Raw genomic sequence first — 18860 nt, forward strand, 5'->3', positions numbered from 1 at the left:
AAATGGACGCTTGACATTTTTTTCTGGTGAGATATAATAAAACGTAATAATTACGATTTATATAAGGGGTGAAAATGATGCGTGTAAATGTTACATTGGCCTGTACAGAGACAGGGGACAGAAATTATATTACGACGAAGAACAAACGGACGAATCCGGACCGGTTAGAAATGAAAAAGTATTCACCCCGGTTGAAAAAGTATACGTTGCATCGTGAGACAAAATAGATCACGATAACAAAAGCCATTGTGCCGCTGCACAATGGCTTTTGTTTAATCAGTTTACCGCCTGATAGGCAGGAGCATTCATTTGCTGGCGCACCGCGCACCAAACATCATAAATGGCAAGGTGGACGATGTGCGGTTCATCGTGGTGAATGGCATGAGAACTGTTTTTGGCCTGAATCCATCCGCTTTGATAAGAGACATCAAGCATGCTTCTGTGCAGTTTCACCCATTGTTCATGAGCGTGCTTTAAGTGCTCATCCCGCTCTCCCGATGATAAAATCAACAGCGGCATATCGCCGAAATGAATCTGCTGATGCTTGATCTGACGAAGGCTCGTCAAAAATTCCGCGTGTGATCCTTCCAATACGAACTGTTTCAAATAGGCAGCTTTCATTTCTTCGGGAAGAAGCGGAAGCACTTTCGTCTCCTGATCCTCAGAAACCGGATCAAGCATCACCATCCCGAGAATATCCCGGCGGTTCCGGCTCGCCCAAAGTCTGCTGATAATCGCGCCGTATGAATGCGAGACGACAAGATAAGGAGGCTTGACGCCGGCCTTCAGAAGAAGAGTGTTTAATTCCTGTACCATGTGGTCCGCCGTTCTCTTGTTTCGGCTTTGTCCGCTTTTGCCGATTCCGGCTCTGTCATATGTGAAAACCCCAAATTCTTCATCTATGTCAGCGAGTAATGATGTCCATGTTTCAGAAGAAGTGCCGTAGCCGGCTTCAAAGACGATCGTCACTTCGCCGGCGCCTTTACGGTGTTTCGTATAAAACGGACACCCGTCAATCAGATATGTCCTTTCCATCCATGCTGCTTTCATTGGAGTCATCCCCTCTAATTGGTTCTATAGGGAAGACGGAGAAGCTTCGGCAATCGTTTCTCAAAAAATAAAAAAAGAGACAGCCGGATCGAAAAACTCCGGCTGTCACTTCATCACCATGCTCTGTCGTATTGAACCGGTGACGGTATTTCAGTATTCAGCTGCTTCGCTGCACTCCTTGCAAAGTGCGGATCGCGCAGAAGTTCTCTCGCGACAAAAATAAGGTCAGCGCGGTTGTTTTGCAGAATTTCTTCCGCCATTGTTCCCGTCGTTATCAAACCGACGGCACCTGTTGCAATTTCGGCCTGTTCACGGATTTTCTCCGCGAAGCTCACTTGGTAGCCTGGGAAGACGTTAATATCAGCTTGAACGAGTGCGCCTGAGCTGCAATCAATGAGGTCGACTCCCTGTTCTTTCATCCACTTCGCAAAACCGATATGATCCGCAATGTCCAGCCCTTTGTCTGTATAATCCGATGCAGAAATACGGACAAATAACGGGCCGTCCCAGACTTCCTTGACGGCTTCAATGGTCTCGCCTAAGAAGCGGTAGCGATTTTCATGTGAGCCTCCGTATTCGTCTGTACGGTGATTGGACAGAGGAGACAAAAATTCGTGCATTAAGTAGCCGTGTGCCGCATGAAGTTCAATAATGTCAAAGCCGGCTTCTTTCGCGCGCGCCGCTGCCTGTTTGAATTCCTGAATGGTTTCTTTAATTTGTTCTGTCGTCATTTCAGCCGGTGTTTTGGACTGCTCGTCGAACGGAATAGCTGACGGAGCGTAAATGTCTCCCTCAAGCTCAGCTTTACGTCCCGCGTGCGCGAGCTGAATGCCGATTTTAGACCCTTGCGCTTTCACTTGTTCTGTCAGTTTGGCAAAGCCTTCGAGATGATCGTCGCTCCAAATGCCCAAATCTTGATCGGTAATACGTCCCTGCGGATTAACGGCTGTCGCTTCAACGATAATCAGACCGACCTGACCGATTGCACGCGATATATAGTGCGCCATATGAAAAGGCTGCAGTTTTCCGTCCTTCTCATGTGAGGAATACATGCACATCGGTGCCATAACAATACGGTTTTTGATCGTTACATCTTTAACGGTCCATGGGGTAAATAATTTTCTGGCCATTTATTTCGCCTCCCGGAATGTTTGTAGACATTAATTATAACAATTCATGATCATTCAGTCATATAAACTGCTCACGACTGAGCGCATTGTTATTATTGTTCTGGAAGGGCATTTTTTTATACACATCGGTGCCGTATCTTCATAACAGGCATTTACAGCCGATCATATAGCAAATATAGATGAGAAACGCACCGATGACTGCGTGGCCACCTTTGAACCAGTTTGTCAGGATGAAAATACTGCTGATGAAGATCACTGCGCCGAAGGCACCGAATATTCCGTTTTTTTGAGCGGCTCTGAAATCGTCGGGGCTCATATTTTTCAGCTGCAAGTGAATATTCAGTAACGTCATGGGCGCAGCCTGTATTAAAGTGGCTTTCTTATGTGCCGGTCTGCATTTTTACAGCAAACGCTTTTGATCAATTGGCCGGGTTTGATCGTGCTTATCCCGACCATCGTGATCGCCTTGAAAACAAAAAGTCTCACCGTGACGGTGGTGAGCGGAGTTATTTTGATGTCGGGCTTTCGTCTGTTTATATAAAAAGGGCATCAACGGCACATGCTGTTGATGCTTTTTTTGAAATGCTAGGGTTTGGAGAGCACTTCAATTCCGACGTTGACCATTTTGTCCAGTCCCATAAAAGACAGGCAGATTTTGGCGCGTCTTTTTCTTTTATCGATCTTTTTAATAATGCCTTCCATTCCTTTAAGAGGCCCTGAGGCAACGGTTACTTTTGAATTTTCAATATAGACTTTTGAATAATCTACAATGTCTCCTTCTCCGATCAGCCTGATAATAGGGAGGATTTCTTCATCCTTAATTGTCGTGAAATAGGTTTTACGCTCTTTGGAATAATATGCGCCGTTATTCACGATTCTGCATGAAATGGGGAGTTCTTTGATTTTATGAAATGTCCGCTCTGTCATCTTCGTTTTAAACAGAACATATCCCGGAAACATCTTTTTGAGTGCCTCGTATTTGATTCCGGCTTTTCGTTCTGTGACTTTTTTCTTGGGTATGATTGAGTAGAGAGCCTGCTCATCAAACTGCAGACGCAGAAATTTTTGCACTGCTTCTTCTTTTCCCGACTCTACAAAAAGTGCGTACCATTTCATGACTGGATCCTCCTTAGAATAATAAGAAATTATTATACAAAGAAAGTATTTAATGGATAGTATTTAAAGTGATTAAAAATTTTTCTAATTCGTCTTTTTTTTACATAATATATGAAAATGAAAAATAAGTATAGACCCAATTGACAGAGAAGCGATGAATTTTCTTTGACATGAAAAGGGTTCAGGGAATTATCTGACATTTATCCTGAAACAATTATGCCGACTGTCCACCGAATATAAAACTGTGGAATAAATGTCAGAAAATAACGAAATAAAGCCTTGACATTATTATCTATAAATTGATATTATTCTCTTTAAATAGCAACTATTTGTTAAATTTATTAAATTGATGTAAAGCACCTATTAAATTTCAATCGCTGTTTCGGCACGTTGAAGAGGAAATAGGGATTATAAAAATGATTGCAGTGTATATATCTACATATACATGATAAGGGAGAAGTGTGCCGTCATGGCTGTTTTCGGGCATATTGGCACTGCAGCTTGTCATGAGAAACATTCAGTAAACAAGCAATATGTTTTAATATAAATTATGTTAGAAAAGGAAAACACAATGCGTTTGCGATTTTTAAACCTGTGATGAATCGCAAACGCGCTTGTGTTTTTATTTTTATGCCGGTGTTTACACCAGTCAATATATGATATAAGAGACGTTTTTGTATGGAGAACCACATGTGATGTACAAAATTGGCGATGCGGAAAGGATGAGGATAAGATGCTTACGTTTGTGTTCCCGGGGCAGGGTTCTCAATTTAAAGGAATGGGAGCCGGACTGTTTGATGAATTTCAAGATCTGACACGTCAGGCTGATGACATATTAGGCTACTCTATAGAAGAATTGTGTCTGGAGGATCCGAATCACCAGCTGGGGAAAACGCAATTTACCCAGCCGGCGTTATATACGGTGAGTGCACTCAGTTATTTAAAGAAAATGAAAGAGTCCGGCAGAGAGCCTGATTACGCCGCAGGGCACAGTTTAGGAGAATATAATGCGTTATTTGCGGCCGGCTGCTTTGATTTTGAGACCGGTTTGCAGCTTGTAAAAAAAAGAGGGGAGCTCATGAGCAAGGCAGCTCCCGGAGGCATGGCGGCGGTTTTGGGGTTTACGGCTGAACAAGTAAAAGAGGTTCTATCCGATTATCATCTGACCGGCATTGATATCGCTAACCACAATTCACCTTCACAAATTGTGATCGCCGGAACGAAACAAGACATTGAAAAAGCGGGCCCCGTCTTTGAAAAAGCCGGCGTGAGAATGTACCTTCCTTTAAATGTGAGCGGCGCCTTCCATTCCCGCTATATGAAAGATGCTGAAAAAGAGTTCGCGGATTATTTAGAAGAAACGGCGTTTTCGCCTCTTCGTTTTCCGGTGATCTCAAATCTTCATGCCGCACCTTATAAGAATGATGAAATCAAAACGAATCTGACTTTGCAAATGACCAATCAGGTAAAGTGGACGGACACGATACGCCGTCTGATGGGACTTGAAAATAATGAAATTGCAGAAGTCGGCCCCGGGGAAGTGCTGACAAAACTGACGCGTCAGATTAAAAAAGATGCCGCCCCATTACCTATGCCGAAAGAAGAGTCTGATACTGCTGATGTTAAAGCATCGGCAGCTGATCCGCAAAAAACGGCGGGAATGAGATTAGGGAACGAAGATTTTAAAAAAGATTATAACATCCAATATGCTTACATGACGGGCTCCATGTACAGGGGAATTGCTTCGGAACAGATGGTCATTAAAGCGGCAAAAGCGGGAATGCTGGGCTTTTTCGGAACGGGCGGATTGAGTATCGAACGGATCGGACAGGCCATCGGAACCATCCGGTCTGCACTGCGGCAAGGGGAAACATTCGGAATGAATCTTCTTCATCATATGATGTCACCTGACAAGGAAGTCAGAATGATAGATTTATATTTGAAAAACGGCATTCATCTTATTGAAGCATCGGCATTTATGGGCATAACCCCCGCTCTCGTTATATACAGGGCAAAGGGATTAAGCAGGAATCATGACGGATCGGTGTCAGTTCAAAACAGAATTATCGCGAAAGTATCCCGGCCTGAAGTCGCTGAGGCCTTTCTGAATCCGGCTCCGGCTCATGTGCTGGAAAGACTTGTGTCTGATAATCGGCTGACAGCCGGGGAAGCGGCGCTTGCAAAAGAAATTCCGATGGCTGATGACATTTGCGTTGAAGCGGATTCAGGAGGGCATACCGACCAAGGGATTCCGTATACATTAATGCCTGCCATGATCAGACTCAGAGACCGCATGATGGAGAAGCACGGTTATGCGAAAAAAGTAAGAATCGGCGCAGCCGGCGGCATCGGCACTCCGGAAGCGGCTGCTGCGGCGTTTCTGCTCGGCGCCGAATTTATCGGAACCGGTTCTATTAATCAATGCACAGTCGAAGCCGGGACAAGTGATTCAGTGAAAGATCTGCTTCAGGAAGCGAACGTGCAGGATACGTCATACGCTCCCGCGGGAGATATGTTTGAAGCGGGCGCAAGGGTGCAGGTGCTGAAAAAAGGACTGTTTTTCCCGGCAAGAGCCAATAAACTCTTTGACTTGTACAGACAATACAATTCTTTAGATGAAATAGATGAGAAAACGAAAACATTAATTGAAGATAAGTATTTCCAGCGCGGTTTTGAAGAAGTGTATGAGCAGTTGAAACGTGATAAATCTCCTGAACAGATCGCCAAAGCCGAACAGAATCCGAAACACAAAATGGCGATGGTATTTAAATGGTATTTTTCTCATACGACAAGGCTCGCTCTGGAAGGGAAAAGCGAAAGTAAAATAGATTACCAAATTCATTGCGGCCCTGCGCTCGGCGCGTTTAATCAGTGGGTGAAAGGAACCCCGCTTGAAAATTGGAGAAACAGGCATGTCGATCTGATCGGCAAACAGCTCATGGAAGAAACAGCCGGCCTTCTTGCGCAAAGGCTGGTATTGATTACAGGCTGAGTATGACCAGCCATTACATTTTTTCTGCGGAGGACAGACCATGCTGATTGAAAATCATGAATTAACGATGAGCCATGTCGGGTTAGGGAATTTGAATGAGTACGCGCTGCTGCTGTTATTCGGCAACGCACACAGTCACCATTTAACGGACGGAACGGGATTCCGGCCTGATCAGATGGCCGATCACCAAGGGCTGATTTTGTATCCGGCTTATTTTATGACACATCTCAAAGTTCCTTCAGATCAGCCTCTTGATCAGTACCGATTATGGGACGAGGTTTCCGTCGGAGTCGATATCTCCCGGTTTGGAGAAACCATATTAGAATCTGATTATTTGTTCGGGCCGAAAGGAGCGGTCAGCTCTGATAAAGGCGAGTGGGACCTGGGACGTTTTCCTTCTATGAAAGCCAATAGTTTAATTGTCGTCGACGTCACACAAACAGAAGGTTCGACCCGCAAAGTCTCAGCGCCTAAGGCTGAGTGCATTACGGAACTTTCTAAGCTAGCCAAGCCGCCTTACGCGCTGATGCGGTCAAAGAAAATCAGAACGGACGCCTTCGGTATGAAGCCGGGCAATATCAAAACAGCAGACCCCGTTTCATATCGGGTTCCTGTTGATCAGGATGCTGCGCCCGGGCATGCCATGGTGTTTGCGAAATTCAGCAAGATCATGGATGCGGCGGAATTTGAATGGATGACGCGCCGGTCGAAGCCGGGTTTTCCGGTTTCAATCGCGCGGCATTTATTTTTGCTTGAAAGAGAGACGTATTATTACGGAAATTGTTTTGCAGATGAAGAGCTTGATATTTATATGACGGGACACATTGAAGAATGCGATCCCGACTTTCACGGTGAGTCCCTCGGTATGATCTCAGTGGCGAAAATCAGCTATCAGATTGAAGTCTATATGAAAAGAAATCATACATTGCTGGCCATTTCCAAGGTGGATAAGCTGCTGGCGGTGCCGACCTCTTCACAAGATCATATTCCGGATTATAAACGGGTCATCAGAAGTTTATAAAATGAAGAATGGAGCTGAAAGCAAATGGAACAAACCAAGGAAATGAAGCAGATCATCGCTCAAATCATTCAGGACATTCAAGAACAGCAGTCATATCGGGCCGTCGAAGCGGGAGATGATGTGAGAGTCATAGAGGATCTGGGCTTCTCATCACTGGATATCGCTCAATTAGTCGCACAGATGGAGATGGAAACCGGAGTAGATCCTTTTTCCCAAGGAGAAACGATTTCCAGCATTACAACCGTCGGCAGCATTTGTGATATTTATCAAAAATATATGGACAGTGCACAATCATGAAAACAGAAAGCAGGGGAGATATCAGCTGGGTGACTGATAAGCTTAGGGAAACGCAAGACAGTGAGTTTCTCATTTTTAAAGGGCAGACTTTTACGTATGATGATTTGCTGACACGAATCAGCTTTTTTCAGAAAGAACTTAAACAAAACGGAATACGTGAAGGAGAATGTGTGGCGCTTATCGGGGATTATTCCCCGAACGCCATTTTTTTGCTGATGGCGCTTTTGTTAAACCGAAATATCGTTGTCCCTCTCAGCAATGAATCAAGGGAAAAGCATCTCGATATGTTTGAAGACGCGAAAGTGAATCAAATCATTGAAATAAATGAAAATGACAGCTGGACGCTTCGTGAAGGTTCTGAAAGCGACTCTCACCCTCTGCTTGATGACCTGCGCAAGAGAGGGGAATCAGGCATTATTATTTTCACATCGGGAACCTCCGGCAAAAGCAAAGCATCCGTGTTAAGCGCCGGCCGGCTGCTTGAAAAATATAAAACGGCGAAGAGAAAACCGCTGCGTACGCTCATTTTTTTGAAATTAGATCATATCGGCGGCATTAATACGCTGTTTGCGATTCTGTTTAACGGGGGAACGATCGTCACATCAGTCAGCAGAACGCCGGAGTCCGTTTATCAGGCGGTCGACAAACATGCTGTCCAAGTGCTCCCCGCCACCCCGACCTTTTTAAACATGCTGCTGATGTCCAAGGCGGATGCCGGCTATAACCTCTCTTCACTCCGGCTGATCACTTACGGCACAGAACCGATGCCGCAATCAACGCTGCGCGGCATCCACCGGATGTTTCCGGATGTACGGCTGAAACAAACATACGGATTAACTGAACTGGGGATATTCTCAACGAAATCAAAAGACAGCCAATCCACTTGGATGAAAGTAGGCGGCGCCGGAACAGAGACCAAAATTACCGGAGGCACGCTTTGGGTCCGTTCTGAGTCGGCGATGCTCGGCTATTTAAACGCACCGTCACCTTTCGATGAAGACGGCTGGTATGACACCGGTGACCAGGTGGAAACAGACGGCGAATATATAAGAATTCTCGGAAGAAAGAGCGAAATCATTAATGTGGGCGGAGAGAAAGTGTTTCCGGCAGAGGTGGAAAGCGTCTTTCTGGAGATACCGAATGTCCGGGATGTTCTCATAACGGGCAGAAAAAATCCGATTACGGGCGAGATTGTCACGGCAGAGGCCGTGCTTGAAAAAGAGGAAGATATCAAATCTTTCAGAAAGCGGGCCGTAGCTCATTGCAAACAGAAGCTGCAGCCATATCAGATACCGCAGATCATCTCTGTTACAGATCGAAAACTGTCTAATGATCGATTTAAAAAAATAAGAAACGTGTAAAACAGGAGGCAAATATGAATAACGGAAAAGTAGCGGTCGTCAGCGGAGGAAGCCGGGGGCTGGGAAAAGCGATTGTACAGACGCTTTTGGATGAGGATTACAAAGTAGCCGCTTTCAGCCGCAGTGAATCTGATTTTATTAACACATTGAGAGAGAGTGAAAAGTACCGCGGCCGCTTTTATTGGGAAGCGGCGGATGCGGCGGATGATGCCGCCATGAAACAGTTTGTTCTTCAAGTATACCGCAAGTTTTCCAGAATAGACGGCTTGGTCAATAACGCCGGTTTGAACCTTGATCAGCTGCTGCCCCTGACCAATGATGAAGACATTGACCGCATACTCAATCTGAATATCGGCTCAGTCATCAAGCTGACCCGAAACGTTTCCCGTGTCATGCTGAAACAAAATTCCGGTTCAATCGTTAACATAAGCTCCATTATCGGCTCAAGAGGATTTAAAGGCACTTCAGTCTACAGCGCATCCAAAGCGGCTCTTGACGGCTTGACGCGAAGCCTGGCCAGGGAGCTCGGGTCTAAAGGAATCCGTGTCAATTCACTTGCGCCCGGTTTTGTGGACACCGATATGACGAAAAATATGCCGGAAAAACAAAAATCGCAGATTATCAGAAGGACGCCGATGGGACGTTTAGGCGAAACAGACGATATGACCGGACTCGTTCGTTTCCTGCTTTCTCCTGAATCGTCCTTTATGACCGGACAGACAATGGCCATAGACGGCGGATTAACTTGTTAAAGCACAGAAAAATTCTTTTGTACAAGGGATGGTATCCTCATGAAATGTATTAACGAATTTTTAAGAACGGTAATAGCGCAAAAGCTGGGTGCCGAGGTGACCGAAGCGGAAGATAAAACCGCTTTTTTTACTCTTGGCGTGACGTCTCTCATCAGTGAAGAAATCATGACCATATTGCATAAAGAATTTACCGGCCTTTCTGAAACGCTGCTGTTTGAATATCCGAACATTGAGAAATTGAGTGAGTTTTTAAGTGCGCAGAAACGAAATCCCGAAAGCGTTCTTGAATTCACAGAAACGGAGCCTGATACGGGAAGCCGGCAGGAAGAAGAATTGCTTCCTGTACAGGCGGCTGAAAAGGTGCCTGAACCGGCAACGGACGGGAGCTCTGATATTGCGGTTATCGGAATGAGCGGGATGTTTCCGAAAGCGGAAAACCAGCATGATTTTTGGGACAATTTAATGGAAAATAAAGATTGTGTCTCCGAAATCCCAGATGACAGATGGGACAGCTCTTATTACTCGGAAGAGAAAACGGCAGAATACGCGTCATACAGTAAATGGGGAGGTTTTATTGATCATCCGGATCAATTTGACCCGCTGTTTTTTTCTGTTTCCCCGTGGGAAGCTGATTTAATGGACCCCCAGCAAAAATTGTATGTCACGTGCTGCTGGGAAGCGATGGAGGATGCCGGTTACGGGAACCCGGCGGCGAGGCCGACGGATCAAATCGGGGTATTCGCCGGAGTGACCTGGAATGAATATTCATTAATTGCACACGAAGAAGGTTTCCTGAAAGATCAGTACAAAGGCCCCGGCTCCTTATATTGGGGCATTCCGAACCGGGTTTCTTATTTCCTTGATCTCCATGGCCCGAGCATTGCTGTTGATACGGCGTGTTCTTCATCGCTTGTCGCCGTCCATCAGGCTTGTCAGGCCATTATGTCGGGCGACTGTGAAATGGCGCTTGCCGGAGGCGTCAACCTCAGCTTACATCCGCAAAAATACATGTTTTTAAGCCAATCGCATTTTCTGTCTTCTGAAGGAAAATGCCGCAGTTTCGGTGAAGGCGGAGACGGTTACGTGCCCGGCGAAGGCGTGGGAGCCGTTTTGTTAAAACCATTGAAAAAAGCGATTGCGGACAAAGACCACATCTACGGTGTCATTAAGGGGTCCGCCACTAATCACGGCGGCAAAACGACCGGGTATACGGTGCCGAATCCGGAAGCGCACCGGGACCTGATTTTATCCGCTCTAAACAGAGCCGCGGTAAGTCCGGCGGATATCAGCTACATTGAAGCTCACGGAACCGGCACGGCGCTCGGCGATCCGATTGAGATACGCGGACTGTCTATGGCATTTGATAAACAGACCGATGAGAAAAATGACTGCGGAATCGGCTCGGTGAAATCCAATATCGGACATTTGGAAGCGGCTGCAGGGATCGCCGGTTTAATCAAGGTGCTTTTAAGCATGAAACATGAAACGCTTCCCGCCAGTCTGCACTCCGAGGAACTGAACCGCAAGATTTCTTTTTCTGATTCGCCATTTTATGTCGTCCGAAACAACCGGCCGTGGCCGGCTGAAGGAGATAAACCGAGAATCGCCGCAATCAGTTCATTCGGCGCAGGAGGCTCTAATGCCCATCTGATCGTAGGTGCTTATCAGCCAAAACGGCAAGCGGACGGGAATACTGAGCAAAAACCTCATGCCGTCGTATTAAGCGCACATTCCGAACAGCAGCTGAAAGAATATGCCGGGAAATTGAGCTTCTTTCTTGCCCGATTGGAAAACTCGCCTTCTGCCGGCGGATACAGTCTGGAAAATATCGCTGCCACCTTATTGTCAGGCAGAGAGCCTTTCTCCTTCCGGCTTGCTGTCATTGCATCATCCCTTTCTGAGCTGAAACAGCGATTGGACGAATTTGTAAGCGGTCACAGCGACGGCAGGCATATGTACTTCGGAAAAGCGTCACCCGGGCGGCCGGACGTTTCAGGTCAGTCCGTTTCAGATCCTGAGAAATTTGCCGCGCTGTGGGTGAAAGGCCTTCAAGGTTGCAAAAAGCCGGAAACGCCGTATCAGAAAGTTCCGCTTCCTACGTATCCGTTTTTAAAGGAAACGTCCTGGCTGACCGATCAAAAAAAGCGGTATACAAAAAAGCCCCAAAATACCAAAAGGCGTGAAGCGCTTCATCCTCTGCTTGATGAGAATATTTCATCCGCCCGGAAAGGAACGTTTCAAAAGATATTTTCCAAGGATGAATATTTCTTTAAAGATCATTTAGTGAACGAAAAATATGTGCTTCCCGGAGTCTGTCATCTGGAAATGGCGGCATACGGCGCGACATTGTGGGGAGAACGCCCGGCCGTCTCTCTTCAAAGTGTGTGGTACATGGAGCCGATTGTGACAGGGACAGACCCAAGATCCGTCATGATAGAGTTTGAAGCAGAAAAAGAGCGTATAAGCTATGTAATTAAAGAAAAAGGAGCGGACGGCGCTCTCTTTTCGCAAGGAGAAGTGATTTGTAAAGAAAAAGGAGTGTCTTTTGAGGCCCCGGTCTTTCAGCTCCCGGCGCCATTTGCGCAGAGAACGGAGCCGAAAGACATCTATCACTCGTTCTCTGAGGCGGGAATCGTGCAAAAGGACAGTTTTCAGGTCATCCGCGAATTCTCTTATACAGAAAGGAAAGCACTGGCCAAATTAACGCTCCCGTCACACTTGGAAGCCGATTTTAAACAGTACATCCTACATCCGTCCTTAATGGATGGCGCTGTTCAAACCGCAATGGCGCATGTGCTGCAATTTCAAAAAGAGCCTGCGCTTATCGTACCGTTTTCCTTCGGAGAAATACTGCTGCTTGAACCGTTAGCGAAAACCGTATTTGTGCATGCGGAGGTAAAAGCGGCCTCCGTTCACCAATTTGATCTGCATATTTGTGATGAGCGCGGCGTGCTGTTGGCGGCAGTGAAAGATTTTATCATAAAAGAGGTGCAGGAAAGCGCCGGGTTTAACCAAAAAGCCGGCCTCACGCCGAAGAAAAGCCGTGAAACGGAATTGCTTATGACACCGGTTTGGAACACCGTCACCATTCCGGAAACCGGCATGCCTTTCATGCGTGAAGAAAAAATAATCGTCATCGGGGCCGGGCTGGATTTTCAGCAGGCTTTGAAAGAGATGTATTCCGATGTCCGTTTTCCGGACATCACTTCTTTGGACAGCGCGGAACAAATGGCTGAAACACTGAAAGCGCAAGGTTCTTTTCAACACATGATATGGGCGGCGCCGGATCATCCCGTTCCATCCGTTTATGATGCGGATACGGCCGACGGACAGGAGCACGGGGTCATGCAGCTTTTCCGGCTGATAAAAGCGCTTCTGCTTCTGAATTTTGACACGGCACAACTATCATTGACAATCTGCACGTTTCAAGCACAGCCAATTCATGAACATGATGAGGTCAATCCCAGTCATGCAAGCATACACGGATTAGCGGGGTCGCTCGCAAAAGAATACAGCAATTGGAGCATCCGGCTTCTTGATTTGGAATCTCAAAGGGGATACCGGCATCTTCCCGATGTCTTCTCTTTACCGGCGGACCCCGAGGGAAACCCGTGGGTCTTTCGTGCAGGTCAGTGGCACTGCCAGCAATTGGCCGTCTGCCGGCCTCATACAGATGAGCCTTCATTATACCGGCACGGCGGGGTTTATGTGATTATCGGCGGAGCAGGCGGAATAGGGGAAGTATGGACTGAATATATGATTCAGACCTATCAGGCGAAAATTGTCTGGATCGGGAGAAGGAAAAAAGATATACAGATTGAAAGAAGGCTGAAAAGACTCGCAGCTTTAGGTCCCGCACCGCAATATTTCAGCGCGGATGCTGCGGATTATGACTCTCTCAAACGGGCGTATGACACTATTGTGAAGGAAAATGGAAAGGTCCGCGGAATCATTCACTCCGCCATCGTGTTATCAGACCGAAGTTTTGCCAATATGGAAGAGGAGCAGTTCCGCGCTTCACTTTCTGCAAAAACTGATGTCAGCTTGCAGATTGCCCGGGTAGCTGAAGGGGAACCACTTGATTTCTTGCTGTTTTTCTCTTCGATGATGTCGTTTCAAAAAGCGCCGGGACAAAGCAATTATGCCGCCGGGTGCACGTTTAAAGACGCTTTTGCTAAGCGGATCTCACAGAAAGCGCCGTATGCTGTAAAAGTTGTCAATTGGGGTTTTTGGGGAAGTGTCGGCGTCGTGGCTTCAGAACAATACCGGAAACGGATGGAGCGGGACGGAATCGCTTCTATTGAGGCGCCCGAAGCGATGAAAACGCTGGAAACCCTGCTTTCCGGACCTCATGACCAGCTGGCGCTGATCAAAACGACAGATCCACTTTTTATGAAAGACGATCTGAAAGAACAAGTAACGGTTTATCCGGAAAAGATTCCTTCCGCACTCGGACAATTAGCGGTTAACATCACGCAGAATGACGAAGCTGAGCGGTTAAAAGCATCAAGTGTCATGAGCTGCATGAGAGAGATGGAATCCCTTATTGAAAAAATGCTTGTATCAACCCTTTATGAGATGGGAGCCGGGCTTGATCAGGCTTTGCCGTTATTTCAATCGGCTGCCGGCATAACGGAACAATACAGCAGATGGCTGAAAGAGAGCTTTGTCCTCCTGACTGAATTAGCGCTTGCTCCGGAAAAAACGGATTTAGGGCAGGTGTGGGAGGAATGGGAGCGGAAAAAAGAGACTTGGCTGCGCCAGAAAGACATGAGGGCGCATGTCAGATTGGCAGAAGAGACATTGCGTGTGCTTCCAGACATTTTAACCGGTAAGCTTCCTGCAACGGAAGTGATGTTCCCTGACTCCTCCTTCCGTCTTGTGGAAGGCATTTACCGCAATAATATCATTTCTGATTTTTTCAATGACAAGCTTGCTGACACATTGATTGAAGTTTTGAAGGAACGTCTGGAAAAAGACCCGCAGGTGAAAATCCGCATTTTAGAAATCGGAGCCGGAACGGGCGGGACGAGCGCCGCGGTCATGAGAAAATTGAAACCGTATGAAGCGCATATTGCCGAATATTGTTTCACGGATATTTCTAAAGCATTTCTTTTACATGCAGAAGACATATTCGGTCCGGAATATCCTTATGTCACTTATAAAATATTCAACGCTGAGCAGCCGGTATCAACAGAAGCGCCGGACATCGGCACGTATGACGCAGTGATCGCGACCAATGTGCTTCATGCGACAAAAAATATCCGCTCTGCGCTGCGCCATGCGAAAGCAATGCTGCAAAAAAACGGCCAGCTGTTTATAAATGAGATCAACAGCCGCACCATATTCAACCATGTGACGTTCGGCCTTCTTGAAGGCTGGTGGCTGTATGAGGATCATGATTTACGGATTCCGGGCTGTCCGGGGGTTGAGCCGTCCGGCTGGGCGGAAGCGCTTTCGCTTGAAGGATTCGTCCATCCTCTGTTTCCGGCTGAAGCCGCACACGACTTAGGCCAGCAGATTATAGCGGCTGAAAGTGACGGAATGGTCAGGCTTGCCCTCCCGCAGGCGTCAGAAGAGAAGCCGGAGCGCCGTCCGTATGACGCAGATGGTCTTTCGGATGATACTTTGCATTTCAGCCTGAGAGAAAAAAGCGTTGAGCTGATGAAGAAGGTAATCGGTGAAGCGCTTAAAGTGCCGGCGCATCGTCTTTTATCCCATGAACCTTTAACCGCATACGGATTGGATTCCATACTGGTCGTCAGACTGACCAACGCGTTAAAAGACGTCTTCGGTTCTGTCAGCAGCACTTTGTTTTTTGAATATCAAACCATTGATGAGCTTGCTGATTACTTTCTGTCTTCCCGTAAAGAAGCGCTCGAGCGGCAATTCGGGAATGGACGGGCTCATCCCGAAAACGCCGGACGGGTGCAGGCTCCCGCAGAAAGCGCCGCGCCGATTCCAAACGTAAGAGAACGGGGCATCGCATATCTGACGGAATTAATAGGAAAAACGCTGAAGATTCCGAGCGGGAGAATGGATCCGTCGGTTTCCTTAACCGCATACGGTTTGGATTCTATTCTGGTCGTCAGGCTCACGAATGCTTTTCGTAACGTGTTTGAGCAAATGACCAGCACCCTCTTTTTTGAATATCAGACGATAGAAGAAATCGCGGATTACCTGCTTCTTTCTCAGCGGGGAGCATTTATGAAAGCGATGGGTGTGCGTGAGGAGCAGCTGTCTGATCACACAGATAACCTGAATGTAAAACAAAACAAGATTCCTCAAAACGAGGAAGGCAGCAGGACGAACGGAGATCCCTATATCCAGGATATCGCTGTCATCGGTCTGTCAGGCCGATATCCGGGCGCCGATCACGTTGATGAGCTGTGGGAAAATGTAAAAGCCGGCAGGCATTCTATTACTGAAGTGCCGAAAGATCGCTGGGACTGGAAAACGTTTTATAACGAGGAACGCGGAAAATGGGGGTCCATTTATTCAAAATGGGGCGGTTTTCTCGATGACATTGATAAATTTGATCCGCTGTTTTTCCGTATATCTCCCGCGGAAGCTGAAAGGATGGATCCGCAGGAAAGGTTGTTTCTGCAGACTGCTTATTCAAGCATTGAAGATGCGGGGTACACCCCGGCCACGCTTTGTGACAGCCGGAAAATCGGAGTCTTTGTCGGTGTGATGAACAGCAATTACCCGACAGTCCCCAGCGACTGGTCTATCGCAAACAGAGTATCGTTTTTGTTCAATTTCCAAGGGCCGAGTATGGCTGTGGATACAGCATGCTCTTCTTCTTTAACAGCTGTCCATCTCGCCGCAGAAAGCCTGCGGAGCGGAATGAGTGAAACAGCGATTGCCGGCGGGGTCAATCTTATCGTTGATCCGGCCCACTATGAGCGGCTGTCTGCTTTTTCAATGCTGTCTCCCGGTGATAAATGCAAATCTTTCGGAGACAGTGCGGACGGTTTTGTTGACGGTGAAGGAGTAGGGGCGATTGTGTTAAAGCCGCTTGCTCAAGCGGAGAAAGACGGCGATCATATTTACGGCGTTATTAAAGGAAGCATGCTGAACGCAGCAGGCAGGACAAACGCTTATATGGTGCCGAATCCGAAAGCGCAGTTTGATCTGATCGCAGAGACGTTGAAACGGACAGACATTCACCCGAGAACGGTCAGTTACTTGGAAGCCCACGGAACGGGCACTGCGCTCGGTGATCCGATTGAAATCGACGGGTTAACGAAAGCTTTTCGCCTGACAACAGAAGACAGGCAGTTTTGTTCCATCGGTTCCATTAAATCAAATATCGGACATTTAGAAAGCGCTGCGGGGATTGCGGGGATCACCAAACTGCTTCTGCAATTGAAACATAAGAGGATTGCCCCTTCATTGCATGCGGCGGAATTGAATCCGAATATTGAGTTTGAGCACACTCCGTTTTTCGTGCAACAAAAAGAAACGGAATGGAAACGACCTGTCTTGAATATCACGGGTGAAATGAAGGAATATCCGAGAATTGCCGGCATTTCCTCGTTTGGAGCAGGAGGTTCAAACGCACATGTCATCATTCAGGAATATGTGCCGTCTGAGAGCCTGAAACCAATGGAAAACGTGCTCGTTTCTCCGCAAAAACCGGCTGTTATCATTTTATCAGCGCGAAATGAGCAGCAATTGACAGAGCGCGCCCGCCAGCTTCTGGATGATGTCATAAGAAAAAAACGTTCTGACGGAGATTTGGCCAAGATCGCTTACACGCTTCAGGCGGGAAGAGAACCGATGGCTGAGCGGCTTGCATTTACGGCCGAGTCGATAGAAGAACTGAAAATGAAGCTTATGAGTTTCTCAAACGATCATAATATCGAACATGCTCATATCTGGCGGGGCAGGACAGCCAAACATCATTCATTGGCGGCTTCGCTCACTTCTGATGAAGATATGGTGCTTACTATAAATGCCTGGCTGAAAAAAGGGAAATACGGAAAGCTGCTTGACCTTTGGGTTAAAGGACTTGACGTCGATTGGTCAGCTCTTTATCAGAGCAACCCGGGCCGCATCAGTCTCCCGGCCTACCCTTTTGCCAAAGACCGATATTGGGTGACAAAAGCTGATGTGTCACTTGACAAAACAGGCTCAGCGGAAAGTAAGAAAGCAGCCAGACTTCACCCGCTGCTCCATACGAATACATCGACCTTTACCGCCCAGCGCTTTACTTCTGTTTTTTCTGGGCATGAACCGTTTTTTGCCGATCATATCGTCAATGGAAAACCGGTGCTTCCGGGCGCGGCTGCTTTAGAAATGGCCCGGGCCGCCGTTACACTTGCCGCTGAAGATTTGCCCGGCGGGAAAACGGGTGTCCGGCTTAAACAGATCGTTTGGCTCCGGCCGGTGACGGCGCTTTCTGAAGGAGTGACGCTTCATGTAAGACTTCAGCCGGAAGAAAACGGAGACATCGCTTTTAAAGCGTATGCCGAAGGAGAAGAGCCGCTTGTCTTTTTCCAGGGAAAGGCCGTGCTCGAAGAGACGGAGCGTGCTCCTGTTCTCGATGTGGAAGCGGTTCAGGCGCGCTGCAGCGGCCGGCGTATGTCAAAGGCTGAGTGCTATGAAGCGTTCGACAGCCTCGGCATCACCTACGGACCGTCTCATCAGGCGCTTGACGCCGTCTATGCCGGAAGCGGAGAAGTGCTCGCAAAGCTCACTCTTCCGCCGTCCGCCCGCGAGGAAAAGGAGCCGTTCATCCTGCATCCAAGCATGCTGGACGCCGCTCTTCAGGCTTCTATCGGCCTCGTGCTCTCAGACGGTTCCGCGTCCGGACGGCCGTTTCTGCCGTTTGCCCTCCAGGATATGCAGGTGTTTTCTGCGTGCCGGGAGACGATGTGGGCGGTGCTTTCCTCAGCGGACGGCGCCTATCATATTGAGCTGTGTGATGAAAACGGTGCGGTATGTGTCCGATTGACGGGGCTCACCGCCCGTTTTCTGGAAGAGGAAACGGAGGGAAAACCGCTCTTGCTTCAGCCAAAGTGGCAGGAATCACCGCCGAATGAAGGCGGCGGACAAGAAGAGTCTTTCAGATACGTGACGCTGTATGGCGGAATGAATGCTGAGGACATAAGCGGCGCCGTATGTGCGGCTGAC

At 47.6% G+C, this 18860-nt stretch carries 10 protein-coding genes and 2 pseudogenes; 8 read left to right on the top strand and 4 right to left on the bottom strand.

Features of this window, described 5'->3' with window-relative positions; translation table 11 throughout:
- Positions 1-77: 77 nt before the first annotated feature.
- Complete coding sequence (rpmG, locus tag HWY38_RS16495; protein ID WP_003153246.1) at positions 78-227, top strand: 50S ribosomal protein L33; 150 nt, start codon at positions 78-80, stop codon at positions 225-227.
- Between the two features lie 49 nt (positions 228-276).
- On the opposite strand, the gene HWY38_RS16500 is transcribed toward rpmG, so the two are convergent.
- From HWY38_RS16500 to HWY38_RS16510, 3 genes and pseudogenes are all read right to left on the bottom strand, one after another.
- The gene (locus HWY38_RS16500; protein ID WP_032874113.1) at positions 277-1050 is read right to left on the bottom strand and encodes an alpha/beta fold hydrolase; all 774 of its coding nucleotides are present in this window, start codon (positions 1048-1050) and stop codon (positions 277-279) included.
- Positions 1051-1163: 113 nt separating this feature from the next.
- The gene (gene namA / locus HWY38_RS16505) at positions 1164-2180 is read right to left on the bottom strand and encodes an NADPH dehydrogenase NamA (RefSeq protein ID WP_032874116.1); all 1017 of its coding nucleotides are present in this window, start codon (positions 2178-2180) and stop codon (positions 1164-1166) included.
- A 139-nt stretch (positions 2181-2319) separates the two neighbouring features.
- Positions 2320-2532: pseudogene (locus HWY38_RS16510) on the bottom strand (hypothetical protein); the annotation flags it as partial.
- A gap of 5 nt (positions 2533-2537) precedes the next feature.
- Here HWY38_RS16510 and HWY38_RS16515 point away from each other — a divergent pair.
- Positions 2538-2721, top strand: a pseudogene (locus tag HWY38_RS16515) (AzlD domain-containing protein); the annotation flags it as partial.
- Positions 2722-2765: 44 nt separating this feature from the next.
- On the opposite strand, the gene loaP reads toward HWY38_RS16515, so the two are convergent.
- Positions 2766-3296: an antiterminator LoaP gene (loaP, locus tag HWY38_RS16520; protein WP_007612427.1), complete on the bottom strand. Its 531-nt coding sequence runs from the start codon at positions 3294-3296 to the stop codon at positions 2766-2768.
- 733 nt (positions 3297-4029) lie between these two features.
- Between loaP and fabD the strand changes: the two genes are divergently transcribed.
- From fabD to HWY38_RS16550, 6 genes are all read left to right on the top strand, one after another.
- Entirely contained in the window at positions 4030-6288 is a 2259-nt protein-coding gene (gene fabD, locus HWY38_RS16525) for an ACP S-malonyltransferase (RefSeq protein WP_224182211.1), read from the top strand.
- Between the two features lie 40 nt (positions 6289-6328).
- Positions 6329-7309 carry an LnmK family bifunctional acyltransferase/decarboxylase gene (locus HWY38_RS16530; RefSeq protein ID WP_224182212.1) on the top strand — a complete coding sequence of 327 codons (981 nt, stop codon included), beginning with the start codon at positions 6329-6331 and terminating at the stop codon, positions 7307-7309.
- A gap of 24 nt (positions 7310-7333) precedes the next feature.
- Positions 7334-7606, top strand: coding sequence for an acyl carrier protein (locus tag HWY38_RS16535; protein WP_003153264.1), 273 nt, complete (start codon positions 7334-7336; stop codon positions 7604-7606).
- Positions 7603-8967 carry a long-chain fatty acid--CoA ligase gene (locus HWY38_RS16540; RefSeq protein WP_263433366.1) on the top strand — a complete coding sequence of 455 codons (1365 nt, stop codon included), beginning with the start codon at positions 7603-7605 and terminating at the stop codon, positions 8965-8967. The genes HWY38_RS16535 and HWY38_RS16540 overlap by 4 nt, the downstream gene beginning before the upstream one ends.
- 14 nt (positions 8968-8981) lie before the next feature.
- Entirely contained in the window at positions 8982-9719 is a 738-nt protein-coding gene (locus tag HWY38_RS16545) for an SDR family oxidoreductase (protein WP_007408405.1), read from the top strand.
- A 39-nt stretch (positions 9720-9758) separates the two neighbouring features.
- A partial coding sequence (locus HWY38_RS16550) for an SDR family NAD(P)-dependent oxidoreductase (RefSeq protein ID WP_224182214.1) occupies positions 9759-18860 on the top strand: 9102 nt, incomplete at its 3' end.

The sequence above is a fragment of the Bacillus sp. KS1 genome (genome assembly GCF_020075515.1).
Classification (GTDB): domain Bacteria; phylum Bacillota; class Bacilli; order Bacillales; family Bacillaceae; genus Bacillus; species Bacillus velezensis.

Coding starts and splice junctions, on each gene's coding strand:
- rpmG (WP_003153246.1), top strand. CDS start 78: ATGCGTGTAAATGTTACATTGGCCTGTACAGAGACAGGGGACAGAAAT.
- HWY38_RS16500 (WP_032874113.1), bottom strand. CDS start 1,050: ATGAAAGCAGCATGGATGGAAAGGACATATCTGATTGACGGGTGTCCG.
- namA (WP_032874116.1), bottom strand. CDS start 2,180: ATGGCCAGAAAATTATTTACCCCATGGACCGTTAAAGATGTAACGATC.
- loaP (WP_007612427.1), bottom strand. CDS start 3,296: ATGAAATGGTACGCACTTTTTGTAGAGTCGGGAAAAGAAGAAGCAGTG.
- fabD (WP_224182211.1), top strand. CDS start 4,030: ATGCTTACGTTTGTGTTCCCGGGGCAGGGTTCTCAATTTAAAGGAATG.
- HWY38_RS16530 (WP_224182212.1), top strand. CDS start 6,329: ATGCTGATTGAAAATCATGAATTAACGATGAGCCATGTCGGGTTAGGG.
- HWY38_RS16535 (WP_003153264.1), top strand. CDS start 7,334: ATGGAACAAACCAAGGAAATGAAGCAGATCATCGCTCAAATCATTCAG.
- HWY38_RS16540 (WP_263433366.1), top strand. CDS start 7,603: ATGAAAACAGAAAGCAGGGGAGATATCAGCTGGGTGACTGATAAGCTT.
- HWY38_RS16545 (WP_007408405.1), top strand. CDS start 8,982: ATGAATAACGGAAAAGTAGCGGTCGTCAGCGGAGGAAGCCGGGGGCTG.